The sequence below is a fragment of the Hungatella sp. genome (assembly GCF_046966825.1).
Genome location: NZ_JBKVCZ010000007.1, coordinates 75,347 through 93,596, shown reverse-complemented (window position 1 = coordinate 93,596; position 18,250 = coordinate 75,347). Strand labels below are relative to the sequence as shown.

At 51.1% G+C, this 18,250-nt stretch carries 17 protein-coding genes; 9 read left to right on the top strand and 8 right to left on the bottom strand.

Going from position 1 to position 18,250, the window contains the following annotated elements; all coding sequences use genetic code 11:
• Positions 1 to 723 (top strand): helix-turn-helix transcriptional regulator (locus tag ACLTD4_RS04055; RefSeq protein ID WP_412331140.1); only part of this gene is annotated, 723 nt, incomplete at its 5' end.
• A gap of 35 nt (positions 724 to 758) precedes the next feature.
• Here the strand turns inward: ACLTD4_RS04055 and ACLTD4_RS04050 are convergent.
• Positions 759 to 1,226, bottom strand: coding sequence for a hypothetical protein (locus ACLTD4_RS04050; protein WP_117622676.1), 468 nt, complete (start codon positions 1,224 to 1,226; stop codon positions 759 to 761).
• Between the two features lie 392 nt (positions 1,227 to 1,618).
• Here ACLTD4_RS04050 and ACLTD4_RS04045 point away from each other — a divergent pair, with 392 nt between their 5' ends.
• A complete protein-coding gene (locus ACLTD4_RS04045) occupies positions 1,619 to 2,605 on the top strand; it encodes a hypothetical protein (protein ID WP_117622677.1) in 987 nt (328 codons plus the stop codon).
• Between the two features lie 101 nt (positions 2,606 to 2,706).
• Here the strand turns inward: ACLTD4_RS04045 and trpA are convergent, their stop codons facing one another.
• The 7 genes from trpA to ACLTD4_RS04010 all read right to left on the bottom strand — a co-directional run bounded on the left by trpA (position 2,707) and on the right by ACLTD4_RS04010 (position 9,683).
• Entirely contained in the window at positions 2,707 to 3,477 is a 771-nt protein-coding gene (gene trpA / locus ACLTD4_RS04040) for a tryptophan synthase subunit alpha (protein WP_117623125.1), read from the bottom strand.
• Entirely contained in the window at positions 3,470 to 4,654 is a 1,185-nt protein-coding gene (gene trpB / locus ACLTD4_RS04035; RefSeq protein ID WP_117623126.1) for a tryptophan synthase subunit beta, read from the bottom strand. The genes trpA and trpB overlap by 8 nt, the downstream gene beginning before the upstream one ends.
• 2 nt (positions 4,655 to 4,656) lie before the next feature.
• A complete protein-coding gene (locus tag ACLTD4_RS04030; protein ID WP_333490841.1) occupies positions 4,657 to 5,424 on the bottom strand; it encodes a phosphoribosylanthranilate isomerase in 768 nt (255 codons plus the stop codon).
• The gene (gene trpC / locus ACLTD4_RS04025) at positions 5,421 to 6,302 is read right to left on the bottom strand and encodes an indole-3-glycerol phosphate synthase TrpC (RefSeq protein ID WP_117623128.1); all 882 of its coding nucleotides are present in this window, start codon (positions 6,300 to 6,302) and stop codon (positions 5,421 to 5,423) included. The genes ACLTD4_RS04030 and trpC overlap by 4 nt, the downstream gene beginning before the upstream one ends.
• Before the next feature lie 10 nt (positions 6,303 to 6,312).
• Entirely contained in the window at positions 6,313 to 7,356 is a 1,044-nt protein-coding gene (gene trpD / locus ACLTD4_RS04020) for an anthranilate phosphoribosyltransferase (protein ID WP_002602116.1), read from the bottom strand.
• Between the two features lie 99 nt (positions 7,357 to 7,455).
• A complete protein-coding gene (locus ACLTD4_RS04015; protein WP_118519163.1) occupies positions 7,456 to 8,139 on the bottom strand; it encodes an anthranilate synthase component II in 684 nt (227 codons plus the stop codon).
• The gene (locus tag ACLTD4_RS04010) at positions 8,139 to 9,683 is read right to left on the bottom strand and encodes an anthranilate synthase component I family protein (RefSeq protein WP_055656757.1); all 1,545 of its coding nucleotides are present in this window, start codon (positions 9,681 to 9,683) and stop codon (positions 8,139 to 8,141) included. Before ACLTD4_RS04010 ends, ACLTD4_RS04015 begins: the two co-directional genes overlap by 1 nt.
• 775 nt (positions 9,684 to 10,458) lie before the next feature.
• Here ACLTD4_RS04010 and ACLTD4_RS04005 point away from each other — a divergent pair.
• The 7 genes from ACLTD4_RS04005 to ACLTD4_RS03975 all read left to right on the top strand — a co-directional run bounded on the left by ACLTD4_RS04005 (position 10,459) and on the right by ACLTD4_RS03975 (position 18,245).
• Positions 10,459 to 11,766: a four-carbon acid sugar kinase family protein gene (locus tag ACLTD4_RS04005; RefSeq protein ID WP_055656759.1), complete on the top strand. Its 1,308-nt coding sequence runs from the start codon at positions 10,459 to 10,461 to the stop codon at positions 11,764 to 11,766.
• Positions 11,767 to 11,793: 27 nt separating this feature from the next.
• Positions 11,794 to 12,795, top strand: a complete 1,002-nt coding sequence (gene pdxA, locus ACLTD4_RS04000) for a 4-hydroxythreonine-4-phosphate dehydrogenase PdxA (RefSeq protein WP_117623129.1) — start codon at positions 11,794 to 11,796, stop codon at positions 12,793 to 12,795.
• A gap of 82 nt (positions 12,796 to 12,877) precedes the next feature.
• Positions 12,878 to 14,278: a GntP family permease gene (locus ACLTD4_RS03995; RefSeq protein WP_117623130.1), complete on the top strand. Its 1,401-nt coding sequence runs from the start codon at positions 12,878 to 12,880 to the stop codon at positions 14,276 to 14,278.
• A gap of 173 nt (positions 14,279 to 14,451) precedes the next feature.
• Positions 14,452 to 15,201, top strand: coding sequence for a DeoR/GlpR family DNA-binding transcription regulator (locus tag ACLTD4_RS03990; protein ID WP_055656763.1), 750 nt, complete (start codon positions 14,452 to 14,454; stop codon positions 15,199 to 15,201).
• A gap of 262 nt (positions 15,202 to 15,463) precedes the next feature.
• Positions 15,464 to 16,744, top strand: a complete 1,281-nt coding sequence (gene larA, locus ACLTD4_RS03985) for a nickel-dependent lactate racemase (protein WP_055656765.1) — start codon at positions 15,464 to 15,466, stop codon at positions 16,742 to 16,744.
• A 1-nt stretch (position 16,745) separates the two neighbouring features.
• The gene (locus tag ACLTD4_RS03980) at positions 16,746 to 17,060 is read left to right on the top strand and encodes a UxaA family hydrolase (protein ID WP_002602124.1); all 315 of its coding nucleotides are present in this window, start codon (positions 16,746 to 16,748) and stop codon (positions 17,058 to 17,060) included.
• 18 nt (positions 17,061 to 17,078) lie between these two features.
• Positions 17,079 to 18,245: a UxaA family hydrolase gene (locus ACLTD4_RS03975; protein ID WP_320990426.1), complete on the top strand. Its 1,167-nt coding sequence runs from the start codon at positions 17,079 to 17,081 to the stop codon at positions 18,243 to 18,245.
• The last annotated feature ends 5 nt before the right edge of the window (positions 18,246 to 18,250 follow it).

Below are 18,250 nucleotides of genomic sequence, written 5' to 3'. Positions count from 1 at the left end.
GTCGTGGTATTCCGGCTGATCCGGTACCGGAAAAGCATGGCGGAAATCTTTGAAAATGACGTTTCTCTGCTTCGGGCTTCTGTCTGCAATGTCATGTCCGAGGCGTTGGATTCCGTAAAGGACTGCCAGTTTCTGTGCAATAAGTTTGATGAGTACGTGTGGATTGTCTGGGAGGCACGGGAAGACGGAAGACAGGAGTTTTATGAACGGCTGGAAGCGCTGATCCGGACAGCGGCAGACTTTTTGAGCCGGTATTACGGACTGGAGTTTTCCATCGGCATCAGCCGCAGCTCAGCCAGCCTGTTTGACTGCTGTCAGGGATACACAGAGGCTGCGGACAATGGAAGGGAAAGTGAAACGGGGATATTCTATGCCGGTGGTCCGGATTCCGGCAGTTTGAAACAGGAGATGCGGGCAGCCCTGGATTATATCCGGGACCATCTGGGGGATAAGGATTTGTCGCTTCAGACGGTGGCGGATCAGGTTGGCATCAGCCGGAATTATTTCAGCCGGATATTCAAGGAGGTCATGGGCGTCAATTTTATCGACTATGTAACCAGGCTCCGGGTGGAGAAGGCCAGAAGCCTGTATATGAACACGGACATGAAAATCTATGAGATTGCAGAGCTGGTGGGATATTCCGACTGGCATTATCTCTACAGCGTCTATAAAAAGCAGCTGGGACATTCGATGTCAAAAGAAAAGAGGAGAAAGAACCCATAAAATGGTGCTTTCTCCTCTTTTCTTCCGTCTTCTCCCTACAATTCGGGAGCAGTGTCATTGATGGACTTAACCTTTGAGATATCGATATCCTTGACCGAGAAGGACACTTGAAAGGAAGCGTCCGTGCCCGCAAGGAAAAATGTGGTGGTCCCCGGCTGCAAAGTGATTGTCTCCTCCCCGTATGTCTTGTCTTCCGTATCCGCAAGGAGAACCGTGCTGTCCTCCGGTGTGCGGTAAGAGAGTGTAATGTCCCCTTTATTTCTGGTCAGTGTGTAGGTGAGAGAAACAGTGTCTTCCTCAGAGACATCAATTATTAAGAAATCGGCGTCGGTAATGTTTAAGTAGGCGTCAGCTTTTACGACGATGGAGCGGTCTGTATGTGTGACATTCAGTGAATGGAAGATGCTGGTCTGAGCATCGGTCAAATGATTCGGATCAGTGGCACAGGCGGTTATTGAGAGACAGAATATGATAAGTATTGTAAAGAGCGCGGTACGCTTCATGGTAAATCCCCCTTTCCTGGTTTTCCTGTTTGTCTGTAATATGAGAATAACAGATTGAAAGGAAAAAACAGAGCATAATTTTCTTAATATTTTCTAAAAGGATCTGTATTACCAGGATTGAGTCTTGTATTTTGTCTTATATGAGATATAATAAAGGAACGAAACAATGATCTGTTTCTTTTTTCAGCCGGTTCACAGCGGCTGAGTTTCAACCGGTTCTTTATGTTGTTTTACCATGGAGAATCGTCCTGGCGTTTCAGCCACAATTTCTCAAGTATTCTAATATCAAATTACAGGGGGAGGTCTGCCTATGACGAATATTTAGGTTTACATAAAATTTGTGTTTTTTTATTGCAACTACAGATAGAATCATTTATAATGGAGGTAGGAAAATGCAGCAGATCAACATAAACAGAAACTATAAAGACAGATTGTTCCGGCTGGCCTTTCAGGAGAAAGGGGATTTGCTGGATTTGTATAACGCTGTAAGCGGCAGACAGTATACGAATCCGGAAGATATTATAATTACCACACTTGCAGACGCGATTTATCTGGGGATGAAAAATGATATATCCTTTCTGGTATCGGACGTACTTAATTTATATGAACACCAGAGCAGCTTTAACCCTAATATGCCTGTTCGCGGGCTGAATTATTTTGCAGACACCTACCGGGAATATATTGAAATAAACGGACTGGATATTTATGGAGAAAAGCTGATCCGCCTTCCGATGCCACAGTATATCGTCTTTTACAATGGGATGAAAGAGGAACCGGACCGGGTGGAACTTCGGCTTTCGGATGCATTTTTGTGTCAGAATCCAGAGGAAAATGGTTGTCTGGAATGCAGGGCGACCATGATTAATATTAATTATGGCCATAATGAGGAACTGATGGACCGCTGTAAGCGGCTGAAAGATTATGCAGTGTTTGTGAACCGCATCAGGGAAAATGAAAGGAGAGGTATGGCTCTTAATGAAGCGGTAGAGCTGGCGGTTAATTCCTGTATCAATGAGGGGATACTTGCAGACATTCTGAAAAAGAACAGAGCGGAGGTATGCAATTTGATTCTATATGAATATGATGAGCAGAAGCAACTGGCGATTGCTCGGGAAGGCGCTAAGAAAGCGGGAAGAGAAGAAGGAAGAGCACAAGGAATAGCACAAGGAATAGCACAAGGCCGTGAGGCGGAAAAAGTAATGGTTATTCGTAATATGGCAGCTAAAGCGCTAGATCCCCGATCAATTGCGGACATGCTGGATACGGAGGAATCTTACGTAAAAAACGTTTTGAATCTGCTGGCAGAGAAGATCGGGAAAACGGATTTAGAAATTGCCGGAATTCTATTGAACAGAAACAAAACAGGTAAAAATCCCTAAAATTAGGAATTAAGAGAAATTTATAAAAAGAACCAGGAAAGCGGCTATCGTTAGAAGCCGCTTTCCTGGTTTGTATAAGGCTTTTTGGGAGAAACAAATTTTTATAAAATTGCTGCTTTCATTTCCCTGATATACTCACACACCGGACCAACGCAGTCTTTTCCATATTTCGTCACCATCCGGACGATTGCGCTTCCAACGATGACGCCGTCGGCGTGTTCACTCATCTTCCTGGCCTGCTCCGGCGTGGAGATTCCGAAGCCGATGGCGCACGGGATGGGCTGTGCCTCTTTTACTAAGGAAACCATCTCTCCAATGTTGGTGGTGATCTCCGTTCTGACCCCGGTGACACCCATGGAGGAGACACAGTAGACAAAGCCCTCGGCCTCCTTCGCAATGGCGCGGATTCTCTCCTTCGATGTGGGGGCAATGAGGGAGATCAGTTCTAAGCCGTACTGATGGCAGAGCGGGAGCAGCTCGCCCTTCTCCTCGTAAGGCATATCCGGGACGATCAGCGCGTCGATGCCGGTTTCTGCCGCCGTGCGGATGAATTTCTCACTTCCGTAGACGAAGATCGGATTGATATAGGTCATAAACGCCAGCGGTACATCTGTCTTCTCACGGATCCGTTTCACCATATCGAAAATCTTATCGGTGGTGGTGCCGGAAGCCAGCGCCCGTATGTCCGCCTCCTGTATGACGATCCCCTCTGCCACCGGGTCGGAGAACGGGATACCGATTTCTATTAGATCCGCGCCGGCGCCGGCCATGGCAACAATCAGCTCTTCCGTGACAGCAAGCTCCGGGTCTCCGGCAGTGACAAACGGGATAAATGCCTTACCATCTGCAAATGCGTCTCTTACTCTACTCATAGATTTCTACCCCCTTATATCTGGCGATTGCCGCCACATCTTTGTCTCCGCGGCCGGAGAGATTGATGACGATTACCTGATCTTTTCCCATGGTCGGAGCGATTTTTCTTGCGTAAGCTACCGCGTGGGCGCTTTCGATGGCCGGGATAATTCCCTCCATCCGGGATAAGTACTCGAATGCATCTACTGCCTCATCGTCGGTGACGGGGACGTACTGAGCCCGGCCGGTGTCGTGCAGGGAAGCGTGTTCCGGCCCGATTCCCGGATAATCCAGCCCTGCGGAGATGGAGTAGACCGGAGCGATCTGGCCGTATTCATCCTGACAGAAATAGGATTTCATGCCGTGGAAGATTCCCAGGCTGCCGGTGGCGATGGTGGCGGCATTCTTATCCGTATCGACACCGTGTCCGGCGGCTTCGCATCCCACCAGCGCAACACCTGGCTCGTCGATGAAGTCGTAGAAGAGCCCCATTGCGTTGCTGCCGCCGCCGACGCAGGCGATCAGCATGTCCGGAAGCTTTCCTTCTGCTTCCATAAGCTGGGATTTTACTTCCTTGCCGATAATGCTCTGGAAATCACGGACGATCGTGGGGAACGGATGAGGCCCCATGACGGAACCCAGCACATAGTGGGTGTCCTCCACGCGGTTCGTCCATTCACGCAGCGTTTCGTTGACGGCATCCTTTAAGGTCTGTGTGCCGCTGGTAACGGGATGGACCCTGGCGCCCAGAAGCTCCATGCGGAATACGTTTAAGGCCTGGCGGTCGGTGTCTTCCTTTCCCATGTAGACCTCACACTCCAGCCCCAGGAGCGCGGCGGCGGTAGCCGTTGCAACGCCGTGCTGGCCTGCGCCGGTCTCGGCGATGACGCGGGTCTTGCCCATCTTCCTGGCCAGAAGCGCCTGCCCCAGCGCGTTGTTGATCTTGTGGGAGCCGGTATGGTTTAAATCCTCTCTCTTCAAATAGATCTTCGCACCGCCAAGATCTTCGGTCATCTTTCCAGCATAGTAGAGGAGAGAGGGCCTTCCCGTATAGGTGCGGTTTAACTCGTCGAGTTCGGCGAGAAACGCCTCGTCGTGGATATATTTTTCATAGGCTGCTTCCAGCTCATTTACTGCGTTCATCAGCGTTTCGGGGATAAATTGTCCGCCGTGCTGTCCAAATCTTCCTTTTGACATGATTAAACACTCCTTACTGTTTGTATGATTTCCTGTATCTTTTTCGGGTCCTTCCGTCCGTCGGTCTCGACGGCACTGCTTATGTCGAGGCAGCAGGCCTCCGTGTTCAGCGCTTCTTTTATGGTGGAGGCAGAGATGCCGCCGGCCAGAAACCACGGTTTTTCGATGTGGGGGATTAGGGACCAGTCGAAACGGACTCCGCTTCCGCCATACTGATCCTTGACAAAGGTATCAAAAAGCAGGTATTCGGCCGGATAACTCACGGCCCTGCGGATATCGTCCCCATCCTTTACACGCACAGCGCGGATAAGGGGAACGGAAGCGGCCAGCCTTGCCGCGGCCAGCGCCTTCTTTAAATCCTCTGCATACTGAACTGTCTCAAAGCCTTCCATATCGCCATGGAGCTGAACCGCGCCGATAATCCCCCGGCTCACGAGCCGTACGATGTCGTCGATGGGACTGTTGACAAATACTCCGACGGCCGTGATATCCGGTGATAAGAGCTTCTTCAGTCCGGCGGCCCTCATCTCACTCACATTCCGCTTGCTGGGCGCAAAGACGAAACCGATGTAGTCGGGCCGGTACTCGTTCACGGCTGCAATATCTTCCGGCCGTGTTAGGCCGCAAATCTTTATTCCCGTGTGCAACGAGTCAAACGGGCACGCTTGCGCGTCCATTTGGCGATTGCCGCGAGGGTCAAAAATCCCGCGGCCCGTCTCGTTGCAAATTTGATGTCCCGTTGCCTGCAGCGGGTTTTTTGACTTACTCATGTTCGGACTCCTTCTCTTCCTTCTGCATGACTCCCTGTATTTCTTTCCCCACACGCCTGTTTCCAGGAATCAAGTATTTTTTTCTTGTCGGCGGAGCGCATTAACGTCTCGCCGATCAGTACGCCATCCACCCCGGCCTCATGGAGCAGTCGGATATCGTCCGCCGATTTTACTCCGCTTTCCGCGATGAAGAGTACGTCGTCAGGCACCAGACTCCTTAATCGGATGGAATTGGAGAAATCTACTGAAAAGGTCTTTAAATTCCGGTTGTTGACGCCGATGATCCGTGCGCCCGCCCGGAGAGCGGATTTGATCTCTTCCTCGTCGTGGGCCTCGACCAGCGCGCTCATCCCCAGACTGTCACATAAATGGATCCCGGTACGGAGCGTCTCTGTGTCAAGGAGGGCGCAGATCAAAAGAACTGCGGAAGCTCCGATGACCTTCGCCTCGAAAATCTGATAGGGATCGACGGTAAAATCCTTGCGAAGCAGAGGAACAGAGACGTGACGGCGGATTTCTTTCAGATATTCATTGCTTCCTAAAAAGTATTCGGGTTCCGTGAGGACGGAGATAGCGGCGGCTCCGGCGGCCTCATAATCCTTTGCGATATCCACATAGGGGAAATCGGAGGCGATCAGGCCTTTGGAGGGAGAAGCCTTCTTTACCTCGCAGATAAAGGACATTCCCGGCGCTTTTAACGCTTTTTCAAAGGAAAAGACACTTTCCTTCGAAACATTCCGCTGAACGCATGTGAGGGGGACTTCCCGTTCGGATTCGGACGCCTGCGAGGCCAGGTCCATCATGGTCGAAAGAGGGATGTTTTCTTTTGCCGCCTCTACCCGTCTGCGGGTGGAAGCAGCCAGTGTGTCTAAAATCATGAGGGGCCTCCTATTCCATTCCGCCGGCAGCCGATGGGGTGTTGTATTTGTTGGTTGCTTTTGCGAATTCCTCCAGTTTGGCGGCCGCCTTTCCGGAGTCGATCAAATCATTGGCCAGAGCGACGCAGTCTCCTATGGTACAGTCATCGATTCCGAGATAGAGGCTCAGAGCCGAGTTGAAGACGACGATATCGCGTTTCGGTCCGGTGAGCTTCCCGGTCAGGATATCTCTGGTAATCTGTGCATTTTCCTCAGGATTACCGCCGACCAGCTCCGGTAAGCTGCAGCGGGAGAAACCGAACTGTTCGGGAGTGATCTCGTACATGGTCAGCTCGCCGAAACGGATTTCACACACGTGGGTCGGTCCGGTGACGGTAGCTTCATCCAGCCCGTCGTTGCCGCAGACCACCAGTCCACGGTTGACGCCCAGATTGCTGAGCACCTTTGCCAGCGGTTCCACCAGCTTCTCATCATAGACACCCAGAAGCTGCATGGTGGCTCCGGCCGGATTGGCCAGAGGCCCCAGAATGTTGAAAATGGTGCGGACTCCCATTTCCTTGCGGACCGGTCCGGCATATTTCATGGAAGAGTGGTAGGACTGGGCGAACATGAAGCACATGCCAGTATCCTTTAAAATCTGTTCCGACTGTTCCACCGTAAGCTTTAAGTTCACGCCTAAGTTTTCCAGTACATCGGCGGCCCCGCTCTTGCTGGATACGCTTCGGTTTCCATGCTTTGCCACCGGAACCCCGCCTGCCGCGACCACAAATGCGCTGGTGGTGGAGATGTTAAAGGTGCCGGCCTCGTCGCCGCCGGTGCCTACAATATCAATTACCGCGAAGTTCGGTTCCAGCTTCAGCCCCTTTTCTCTCATGACCGTCGCGCAGGCCGTGATTTCGTCGATGGTCTCTCCTTTCATCCGGAGTCCTGTTAAAAATGCCGCCATCTGTGCGGGAGTCGTCTCGCCGCTCATGATTTCGTTCATAACCTCTTTTGCCGCCTCAAAGCTTAAATCCTGTCCTTCGATTACATCGTGAATCGCCTGCTGTATCATAGTCTGTTACCTCCATATAAGAAAATTAACGTTGTTCGTTTCTGTTTGCCGGTGCTGTTGCCGGTCATAAATTATAGATTATAGGTTATAAGTTATAACTTATAGGTTAAGGAAATTCCGAAGTATTGTCATGCCGTCGGGGGTCAGAATCGATTCCGGATGGAATTGGAGGCCGTAGACCGGATAGTCGGTATGACGGACTGCCATGATCTCTCCCATATCGTCCTCGCCGATTATTTTTAAGGTATCGGGGAGAGAACTGCGTCTGGCGACGAGAGAGTGGTACCTGGCCGCCGGGATCTTCTCCGGAAGGCCCAGGAAAATGGGATCGCTGTTGTCGATGGTGATGGTGCTCTGCTTTCCGTGCATCAGCCTTGCCGCGTGAACGATTTCGGCGCCGAATACCTCACAGATGCCCTGATGTCCGAGGCACACGCCGAGGATAGGAACCTCGCCCTTCATCTGGCGGACCACATCCTCACAGACACCGGCGTTTTTCGGATATCCGGGTCCGGGAGAGAGGATGATGTGGTCTGGATGAAGGTTCCGGATTTCTTCCGGGGTCATCGCATCGTTCCGGATCACCCGGATATCCGGTTTTGTTCCGGCTATTTCAGGTTCGGCGTCTTCGGGTCCGGCGGCTTCCGTTCCAGCCGGTTCCGTTCCGGTACATTCCCCCGAACGATGGGGAGTAAGAGGTCCCTTGTTCTCCAGACAGAGCGTGCCGAAAAACTGGACCAGATTGTAAGAAAAGCTGTCGTAGTTATCGATCAGTAATATCATCAGTCATTCACCTCGCTTGCCGCCTCGATGGCGTGAATTACGGCTTTTGCCTTGTTGGCGGATTCCTCATACTCTTTTTCCGGGACGCTGTCGGCCACAATGCCGCCGCCGGCCTGAACATAGACCTTTCCTTTGGTCTTTACTGCCATGCGGATTGCAATGCAGGTATCCATGTTTCCGGTGAAATCAATGTATCCCAGCGCCCCTCCGTAGATACCTCTCGGCACCGGTTCCAGCTCCTCGATAATTTCACACGCCCGGATCTTTGGTGCGCCGGATAAGGTGCCTGCCGGGAGGACCGCCCCGATGGCGGAAAAGGCGTCGCAGTCCTTTAATATGTCTCCCTCCACCTGGGAGCAGATGTGCATGATGCGGGAGTATTTGTGGATCATCTGGTATCCGGTGACCTCCACGGTGGAAAACTTTGAGATCCGTCCGAGATCGTTTCGTCCGAGGTCGACCAGCATGTTGTGTTCGGCCAGCTCTTTCTCATCGGCCAGAAGCTCTCTCTCCAGCCTGGCGTCCTCCTCCGGCGTAGCGCCCCTGGGCCTGGACCCGGCCACCGGAAATGTGGTGAGCCGTCCGTCCTTTAAACGGACCAGAGTCTCCGGTGAGGTGCTCATAATCTCCGTATCGTCCATACATAGGTAAACCATGTAGGGCGAAGGATTGGTGGTGCGGAGAACCCGGTAGGCGTTCAGCAGGCTTCCGTGGTAATCGCTGGAAAACTGTCTGGAGATGACCGCCTGGAAGATATCTCCGTCCACGATATATTCTTTCGTCTTCTCCACCATCCGGCAGTACTCTTCTTTGGAGACGTTGCAGGTAAAGTCCGGTTTGTCGTCTGCAACCGATTTTTCCAGGGGCGCGGGATTGGCGATCATCTGCGCAATGCTCTCTAACCTGGCGCAGGCCGCTCCGTAATTGGCCATGCATTCCGCCCTCTGCCCGGTCTTCATATTGACGACGATATCGATCTTTTGTTTCAGATGATCGTAGGCGATAACCGTATCGAACAGCATCAGGTCGAAATCGCTGCAGTCTCCCTTTTTGATGTTCAGTGTCGGCTCGGCGTAACCGATCATGCCGTAGGCGAAGTATCCGATGAAGCCGCCTGTAAACGGAGGCATTCCATCAAGCTTTGGAGACTGGTATTCCTTTAAAATGTCTCTGAGGATATCGAAGGGCTGGTCTGTTTCTATCACTTTTTCTTCCGTGCCGGCAGTGAGTCTGGAACTTCTTTCATCCTGATGAACGATAGAAGGGGAGACTTTCCTTATACCGGCCGGTTCCCGGCGGATCGTCACCACGTGGTCTTTGTTAGTGACCCGGAGAATGGGATCATACCCGAGGAAAGAGTAGCGTCCCCAGTTCTCACCGCCCTCAATACTTTCCAGCAGGCAGTAGCGGCTGCTTAAACCTGCGATTTTTCTCAGCAGTGTAATCGGCGTTACGATATCGGCGAACACTTCTCTGCATACCGGAATGATAGGATACTTTGCTGCGAGTGCTTCGATTTCTGTACAGTCTGGTGTGAGTTTCATAGCTGACAATACTCCTTTCGTGAGTGATAAACTGTTATTATAGTTGAGTACGGCCCGTCGGAGGGGGCTGGTTTCGTAGGACGAATTTCCCTGTGAAACAAAAAAAGCCCCCGTCCCTCTTACCCATAAAATATGGATAAAGAGGGACAGGAGCTCTATAAATTCTCTTCTGCGGTACCACCCTGATTGATGAATAAATATATCATTCATCCGCTCTGTAACACACTAACATGTGCCTCCCCTTGGTAACGGATAGGAAACCCGTCGGTATCTACTTCCGGCCAGTTCACGCATCCCCTGTCTTCTCAGACAGAACTGCTTTCCCTGAATACCGGTTTCAAGCCGCCCTCGCAAGTCCATTCAGACTCATTACCAACGCTTCCTTACACCATCCGGAAGCTCTCTGCGCATGATAGAAGAATCTTACTTACTCCTGCTCATCGGTTTATCGATTTGCTTTGCTACAGTATATGAGATCGAATCTGAAATGTCAATATTAATTTCCAAAAAAATGTAAAAAAAAATTTCGCCCGTGTTTCTTCCACGTTGACGGAAAGCGTTTGGCCCATCGAAAGGAACAAAACAGAACATTTTATGGGATCGAACACAAACAAACAATAAGAAATGAAAAAAACAAAAAAATAACCGAAAAAATGAAAAATAATATTGACAAATGTGACGAGATGATGTAGTATACGAACTAGAACGAACATAGAATATAACATAAACGAACATGAACAAAACGGAACACGGGTGGTTAAAAGGGGGAAATGATATGCCTCAGTGTATAGTAGTAGCAGATGACCTGACCGGGGCCAATGCGACAGGGGTACTTTTAAAAAAGATGAATTATCAGACGTATACGGTGATGAATTCCGAGCGTCTGGAGCTGGCACTGTTCGACAGCTGTGACTGTGTCATGTATCCGACGGACAGCAGGGGCGTGAGCAGCTCACTGGCATACAACCGGGTATACAACGTGACGAATTTATTAAAGGAAGACGGGGTAAAGGTTTACGCAAAGCGGATTGACAGCACCATGCGGGGAAATGTGGGAAGTGAGACAGACGCCATATTAGACGCGCTGGGTGATGATTACATAGCCATTGCGGCACCCTGTTTCCCGGCATCGGGAAGAATTGTGATAGGCGGTTACATGCTGGTCAAGGGTCTGCCGCTTCATAAGACCGAGGTGGCACTGGATCCGAAGACGCCGGTTACCGTGTCAGATGTGAAACAGATTTTTGAGCAGCAGAGCAAGTATCCGGTAGGAAGCATCCTGATGAACGACATGATGAACGGAAAGCATTACCTGGCCGGCCGCATGAAGGAGCTGGCTGCCGGCGGGTGCCGCATCATTGTGACGGACTGTGTGACCCAGGAAGATTTAGACCTGATCGCAGACGCCGTAATCACGAGCCAGCTGAAATTCGTGGCCGTAGATCCGGGAGTCTTTACGGCGACCATTGCGAGAAAGCTGATCGTGCCGGCCGATAAGAAGGAGAAAAAGAAGATTCTGGCAGTTGTGGGAAGCGTAAACCCGGTGACGAGGCAGCAGATGGAAGAGCTGTGGCTTTCTCAGAGAACTGCGTATAATATATTTGCAGCCACTAAACGTTTTCTGGAGAGTGAAGAAGAGCGGGAAGCGGAAATCACCCGCATTACCGACGAGGTGCTGGAGGCCAGCCGGGCTTTTGATATTATAACCGTGACGGGCGACGGCATTTATCCGGAAAACAGAATCGACTTTAAACAATACGAAGACCGGTTCCCGGGCGGTGTGGACGATATGACGGGAACGATCAACGATTCCTTTGCCGAGATCGCGCACCGGGTGTTCACCATGCACCAGGGATTCAAGGGAATATACAGCAGCGGCGGCGATATCACCGTCTCCGTGTGCCGGAGATTCCAGACTGCGGGCCTCTGTCTGTTGGATGAGGTGCTTCCTCTGGCGGCCTACGGCCAGTTCTTAAAGGGCGATTTCGAAGGTGTGCATATCATCACAAAAGGCGGAATGGTGGGCGAAAGCGATGCCGCAAACCGCTGTATCACCTATTTGAAAGAAAAATTATACATGTAACATAAAATGAGAATGGAGGAAAATATCATGAACAAACCATTAATTGCAATTCCTATCGGAGATCCGGCGGGTGTCGGACCGGAAATCGTAGCAATGGCCCTGGCGGACAGCAAGGTGGCGGAAGCGGCCAGATGTATCATCGTCGGCGACCGGAAGATCATGGAGCAGGCTGTCAAAATCACGGGGGCAGAGGTAAGAGTAAACGTGGTTAAGGAACCGGAGGAAGGGATCTACGAGCCGGGTGTCTTAAATCTCATTGACCTGGACAATATCGACATGGACCAGTTTGAATTCGGCAAAGTGAGTGGAATGTGCGGAAAAGCGGCTTACGAGTATATTGCTGAGAGTATCCGGCTGGCCAATGAAGGAAAAGCGGATGCGGTAGCCACCACTCCGATCAATAAAGAGGCATTAAAGGCCGGCGATATTCATTTTATCGGCCATACCGAGATATTTGGAGCGCTGACGGGAACGGAAGATCCGCTCACCATGTTTGAGACCAACGGAATGCGTGTGTTCTTCCTGACGAGACACGTTTCCCTGCGCCAGATGCTTGACATGATCACGAAGGAGAGAATCAAGGATTACGTAAAACGCTGTCTGGAGGCCCTCGAGAAGCTGGGCGTAACCGGCGGCACCATGGCGATTGCCGGATTAAATCCTCACTGCGGCGAGCACGGACTGTTCGGCGACGAGGAGGTCCGGGAAATCATACCGGCTATCGAGGAGCTGCAGGCGGAAGGATATCCGGTAACCGGACCGATCGGTGCAGACTCCGTATTCCATCAGGCGGCTCAGGGACGGTTTAACAGCGTACTATCTCTGTATCACGATCAGGGCCATATTGCGACGAAGACACTGGATTTCGACAGGACGATTGCGATCACCAACGGAATGCCGATTCTCAGAACTTCTGTAGATCACGGAACCGCATTCGATATCGCAGGTACGGGCAAGGTAAGCGCCATAAGCATGATTGAGGCTATTTTACTGGCGGCAAAGTATTCACCAAATTTCACCAGAAAATAATTCACGGCGAAACTGAAACAGTATTTCGTGTCCGGGGGGCATAGAAATAAAAAGTCAATTTATTTAAAGGAGGGTTTATTTTATGGTAGGCGGACTTAGTGGGCAAAGGATGCTGATCGGTCTGTTGATCGGTATTATCGTATTGGTGGTTCTGGTATTAAAGACCAAGATTCACGCATTTCTCGCGCTGATTATGAGTGCGGTCATCATCGGGCTGGTGGGCGGAATGCCAATGGTGAATGTAACATTGGAAAACGGCAAGACGCTGGGCATCATCAACTCGATTACAACCGGCTTCGGCGGTACACTGGGAAGCATCGGTATTATTATCGGTTTCGGTGTCATGATGGGGCAGATATTTGAAAAAACCGGCGCAGCGAAACGAATGGCGCAGACGTTCTTAAAGCTGTTCGGCAAGGGAAGAGAGGAAGAGGCACTGGGTATCACCGGATTCCTTGTATCCATCCCGATCTTCTGCGATTCCGGCTTCGTTATTCTTGCTCCGATTGCAAAAGCGATTTCAAAGGTAACCAAAAAATCCGTAATTTCCCTGGGCGTCGCACTGGCGGCAGGCCTCGTTATTACCCATACTCTGGTACCTCCGACACCAGGTCCTCTGGGCGTCTGCGGTATTTTCGGAGTCGATGTGGGAAAATTTATCCTGTTTGGTATTGTGATTGCGATTCCGATGGCGATTGCCTGTACCATTTACGCAAGATGGGTCGGCAAAAAAATCTATCAGATTCCCAATGACGACGAGGGCTTTGACCGCCTTCCTTATCAGGAACCGGATTACTCCACTGATTTTACAACGAATTTCAGCGGGCTTCCATCCACGCTTGAATCATTTGCACCCCTTGTACTGCCGATTATTCTGATCCTGATCAGCACGGTATCCAGCGCACTCGGCCTTACAACCGGATTTATGCAGATTTTCCAGTTCCTTGGATCCCCGATCGTGGCGGTAGGCTTAGGACTTGTCGTAGCGATTGTAACACTTGGAAGAAACTTAACAAGAGAAGAAGCTATTAAAGAGATGGAAAGAGGAATGGCTTCCGCAGGCATCATCATGCTGGTAACAGGCGGCGGTGGTGCGCTGGGCCAGATTATCAAGGACAGCGGACTCGGTACATATATGGCAGAAGGCCTTGCAGGAACGGCGGTTCCGATCGTAGTTCTTCCGTTCATCATTTCCACGGCAATGAGATTTATCCAGGGTTCCGGTACGGTAGCCATGACGACAGCGGCCAGCATCTCCGCTCCGATCATCCTTGCAGCCGGTGTGAATCCGATCCTGGGCGCGCTGGCATGCTGCGTGGGCTCCTTATTCTTCAGCTATTTCAACGACAGCTATTTCTGGGTTGTAAACAGAACTCTGGGCGTAGGCGAGGTAAAGGACCAGATCATGACGTATTCCATCACGTCAACGATTGCGTGGGCGGTAGGATTTATTGAAGTTTTGATATTGAGTATTTTCCTGTAATCATATATGATAGACACATGGGATTCATGTGCAGATACAAAGGCTCCGCTGCCGGGTATTCCGGTACGGGGCCTTTTCGTTTTAACGGGGAAGCTGTCCCGGGGAACGAAGCGCATTCCGGCCCGCCGTGCGCCTGCGGAAAGGAAAGAAACCCGGAATGAGGAGGCATATTTATGATGTTAATGGCCGAAAGGCAGTTGAAGATTTTAGGAATGATACAGGATAACGGAAGCGTACAGGTGGAGGAACTGGCGAAGAAGCTGGACGTCAGCCACATGACGATCCGGAGGGATTTGGAGAAGCTTCAGAAGGACGGGCTGATCGAGCGCTGCCATGGCGGCGCTGTCAATAAGACCGAGGTGAATTATGCGGTGAAGAGTGTCAGCAACCACACCCAGAAGGAGAAGATCGCCCTGAAGGCGGCGGAGTTTATCCGCAGCGGGACGACGATTTTTCTGGACGCGGGAACCACCACGTACGAAATCGCGAAGCACATCATGGAATATGAGAACATGACGGTCGTTACCAACGACTTAGAGGTCGCCCTGCTCTTAAAGAGCAGCCGGGTGGAACTGTTTATCTGCGGCGGCTACATTCAGAAATCGACAGGGAGCGCCGTCGGCTACTATGCGACACAGATGATGGAAAACTTCCGCTTTGATATGGGATTTTTCGGAGCGGCGGCTATCAACGAGGAGTTTCACGTTCTGACGCCCACTATCGACAAGGCGTTCTTAAAACGCCAGCTGGCCCATCAGTGCCAGCAGTCCTTTCTGGTGGTGGACGATTCCAAGTTTAACCGGCAGGGGATGAATTTTATCAATAAACTGTCGGACTACACCGGAATCATTACAGACCATGAGTTTAAGGAAACGGAAAAGACGCTGCTGAGAAAAGAGGGCGCGCGTATCATAACTGTTTGAAACAGCACTGGATTGAAGCAATCCAGTGCTGTTTTTTTGCGTATTTGATCGGTCACGCGAAGAAAACAGATGATAAAATATATAAAAATTAAAAATAGAACAATTTAATTGTTGACAATGCACAAAAATATATTATAATCAAAAATATAGAGCAAAATTGCATACAATCTACAACACACAATCTACAATATGCGATTTTCGAACGGTTCCATTTTATAGTGTAATTTCAAAAAGAAACAGATCATGAGAAGGAGGGATGAGGATGAAGACCATACAAATTCCATATTACAAAGGGACAATGGACCTTCACGTATCAGAACAAAATTTAAAGGCGGTGATTACTGCCAAAATGCATGAGTTCACCCGGACTAAGGGAGAAGGAGAACTCGTGGAGGAGGCGCTGGCGAATCCCATCGGAACGAAGCGGTTAAGTGAGCTGGCGGTGGGGAAGAAGAGGGTGACGCTTGTGACCAGCGACCATACGAGAGCCGTGCCCAGCAAACTGACGCTTCCGATTCTGCTTCGGGAGATCAGAAAGGGGAATCCGGAGGCGGAGATTACGATCCTCATAGGGACCGGACTGCACCGCGCGCCTACGGAAGAGGAGCAGCGCCGGATGTTCGGAGACACCATTGTGGATCATGAGACGATAGTCTCCAATGACGCATTTGATCCGGAGCAGTTTACAAATATCTGTACGCTTCCTTCCGGCGCTGATTTTTATGTGAATAAGCTGGCGGCGGAGTGCGATCTTCTGCTGGCGGAGGGCTTTATCGAGCCCCATTTCTTCGCGGGATTTTCAGGGGGAAGAAAGAGCATACTTCCGGGAATCTGCAGCAAGGAGACGGTGAATGAGAATCACAGCTATCGGGCGATTGCCAGTCCGTATGCAGCTACGGGAGTATTGAAGGGGAATCCGATTCATGAGGATATGGTCTATGCGGCCAGGAAGGTCAACACTGCATTTATCTTAAATGTGGCGCTCGACGGAGAGAAGAAGGTGGTTGCGGCCTTCGCGGGAGACTTGGAGGCGGCCCATGAGGCAGGCGTGGAATTTATCCGGTCTCAGTCCCAGTGCCGGGCGGTGACCGGAGATATCGTGGTGACCTCCAACGGGGGATATCCTCTGGACCAGAACCTGTATCAGAGCCCTAAGGCCGTGTCCACGGCAGAGGTGTGCGCAGGAGAGGACGGAGTCATCATCATGTGCTGTTCCTGCTGTGACGGTATGGGGGGAACCCATTTTGAGCGGCTGATCACACTGGGAACGCCGGAGGAGATCGACGCGTATTTATCGAAGATACCGCCGAAGGAGACGATTGCGGAGCAGTGGTGCCCGCAGATTTATTCCAGAATATTAAGAAAACACACGGTGATTGTGGTTACGACATTCCTGGATCATGAGATGGTGAGGCGAGCCAATATGATACCCGCTTCCAGCCTGGATGAGGCGCTTAAAATGGCTTATGAGAGAAAGGGAAGCGATGCGGGCGTCGTGGTAATACCCGATGGAGTCAGTGTTATGGTGGTAAAGGAGGAATAACATGAGTCTGAAATTAGCTTTGAAGGTCAGCGATGATGACAACGTGGCAACAATCTTCGCTGAAGGCATTACGGATGGAACAGAAGTGGAGATCCGTGACAAAAAGGGAACCGGGGAGACGGTGACCGTAACAGGTGATGTTCCTTATGGACATAAAATAGCAGTTACAACAATTAAGAAAGGAGAGCTGATAAAAAAGTACGGAGAAGAGATTGGAATTGCCACCGCGGATATAAAAAAGGGGGAATACGTGCATGTTCATAATCTGGACAGCATGCGCGGACGAGGAGACTGGGCGGAGAAAGCCGCACAGTAGACGGAAAGGAGAGGATTAATGATGGAATTCATGGGATACATACGCCCCGACGGAAAGGTGGGCGCCCGCAATTTCGTAGCGGTTATTCCCAGCGTGACGTGCGCCAATGACGTGGCGCTTGCCATATGCCGCCAGGTCCAGGGAACGGTAACCTACCTGCATCATCAGGGCTGCTGTCAGCTGCCGCCGGATCTGGAGCGGGTGACGGACACCTTAATCAGCATAGGCTGTTCGCCCAACACGGCCTCCGTGCTGATCGTAAGCCTGGGATGCGAGGGGACGGATCATGAGCGGATGGTGAAGGAGATTTCCGCCACCGGGAAACGCGTGGAGATCATTCACATTCAGGAGCTGGGAGGAGTCAGCAAGGCCATCATGGCCGGTACCAACATTGCGCGCCGGCTCGTGATCGAGGCCTCGGGTATGCAGCGTTCGCCTGCGGATATATCAAACGTCGTCATGGCGATCAAATGCGGCGCGTCAGACACCACCAGCGGCATGGCCTCCAACTGTGTGATCGGCTATGTGGCCGACCGTCTCGTGGGTCTGGGCGCGACGGTGGTATTTGGCGAGACGACGGAGTTTATCGGAGGGGAACATTTACTGGCGCGCAGAGCGGTCAGTAAAGAGGTGGGAGATCAGATCTATACCATTGTAAACAAGATGGAGGCCAGGGCGAAATCCTTAGGCTGTGATATGAGAAAAGGACAGCCCACACCGGGGAATATCGCAGGGGGACTTTCCAGTATTGAAGAAAAATCGTTGGGAGCCATCGTCAAATCAGGAACAAAGCCGATTCAGGGCGTGCTTGACTATCCGGAACGGGTGACGAATCAGAAGGGCCTCTGGATCAAGGATACGCCGGGCAGAGAGCCGGAGATTCTGACCGGTATGGCGGCCACGGGGGCACAGTTTATGATGTTTTCCACCGGACGGGGGGCGCCTCAGGGGTTCCCGAGCATGCCGGTCATCAAGATCTGTGGAAATCCCAATACGTATGAGCGGATGGAAGACGATATGGATTTAAACGCCGGACTGATTATTACCGGTGAAAAGACGATTGAACAGGTAGGAGAAGAAGCGTTTGATAAAATGATACGGACCTTAAACGGAGAAATGACGAAGAATGAAGCGATCCAGTATTTCAGCTCGATCGATATTCAGTGTCTCGGTCCGGTCATCTAGTAGAA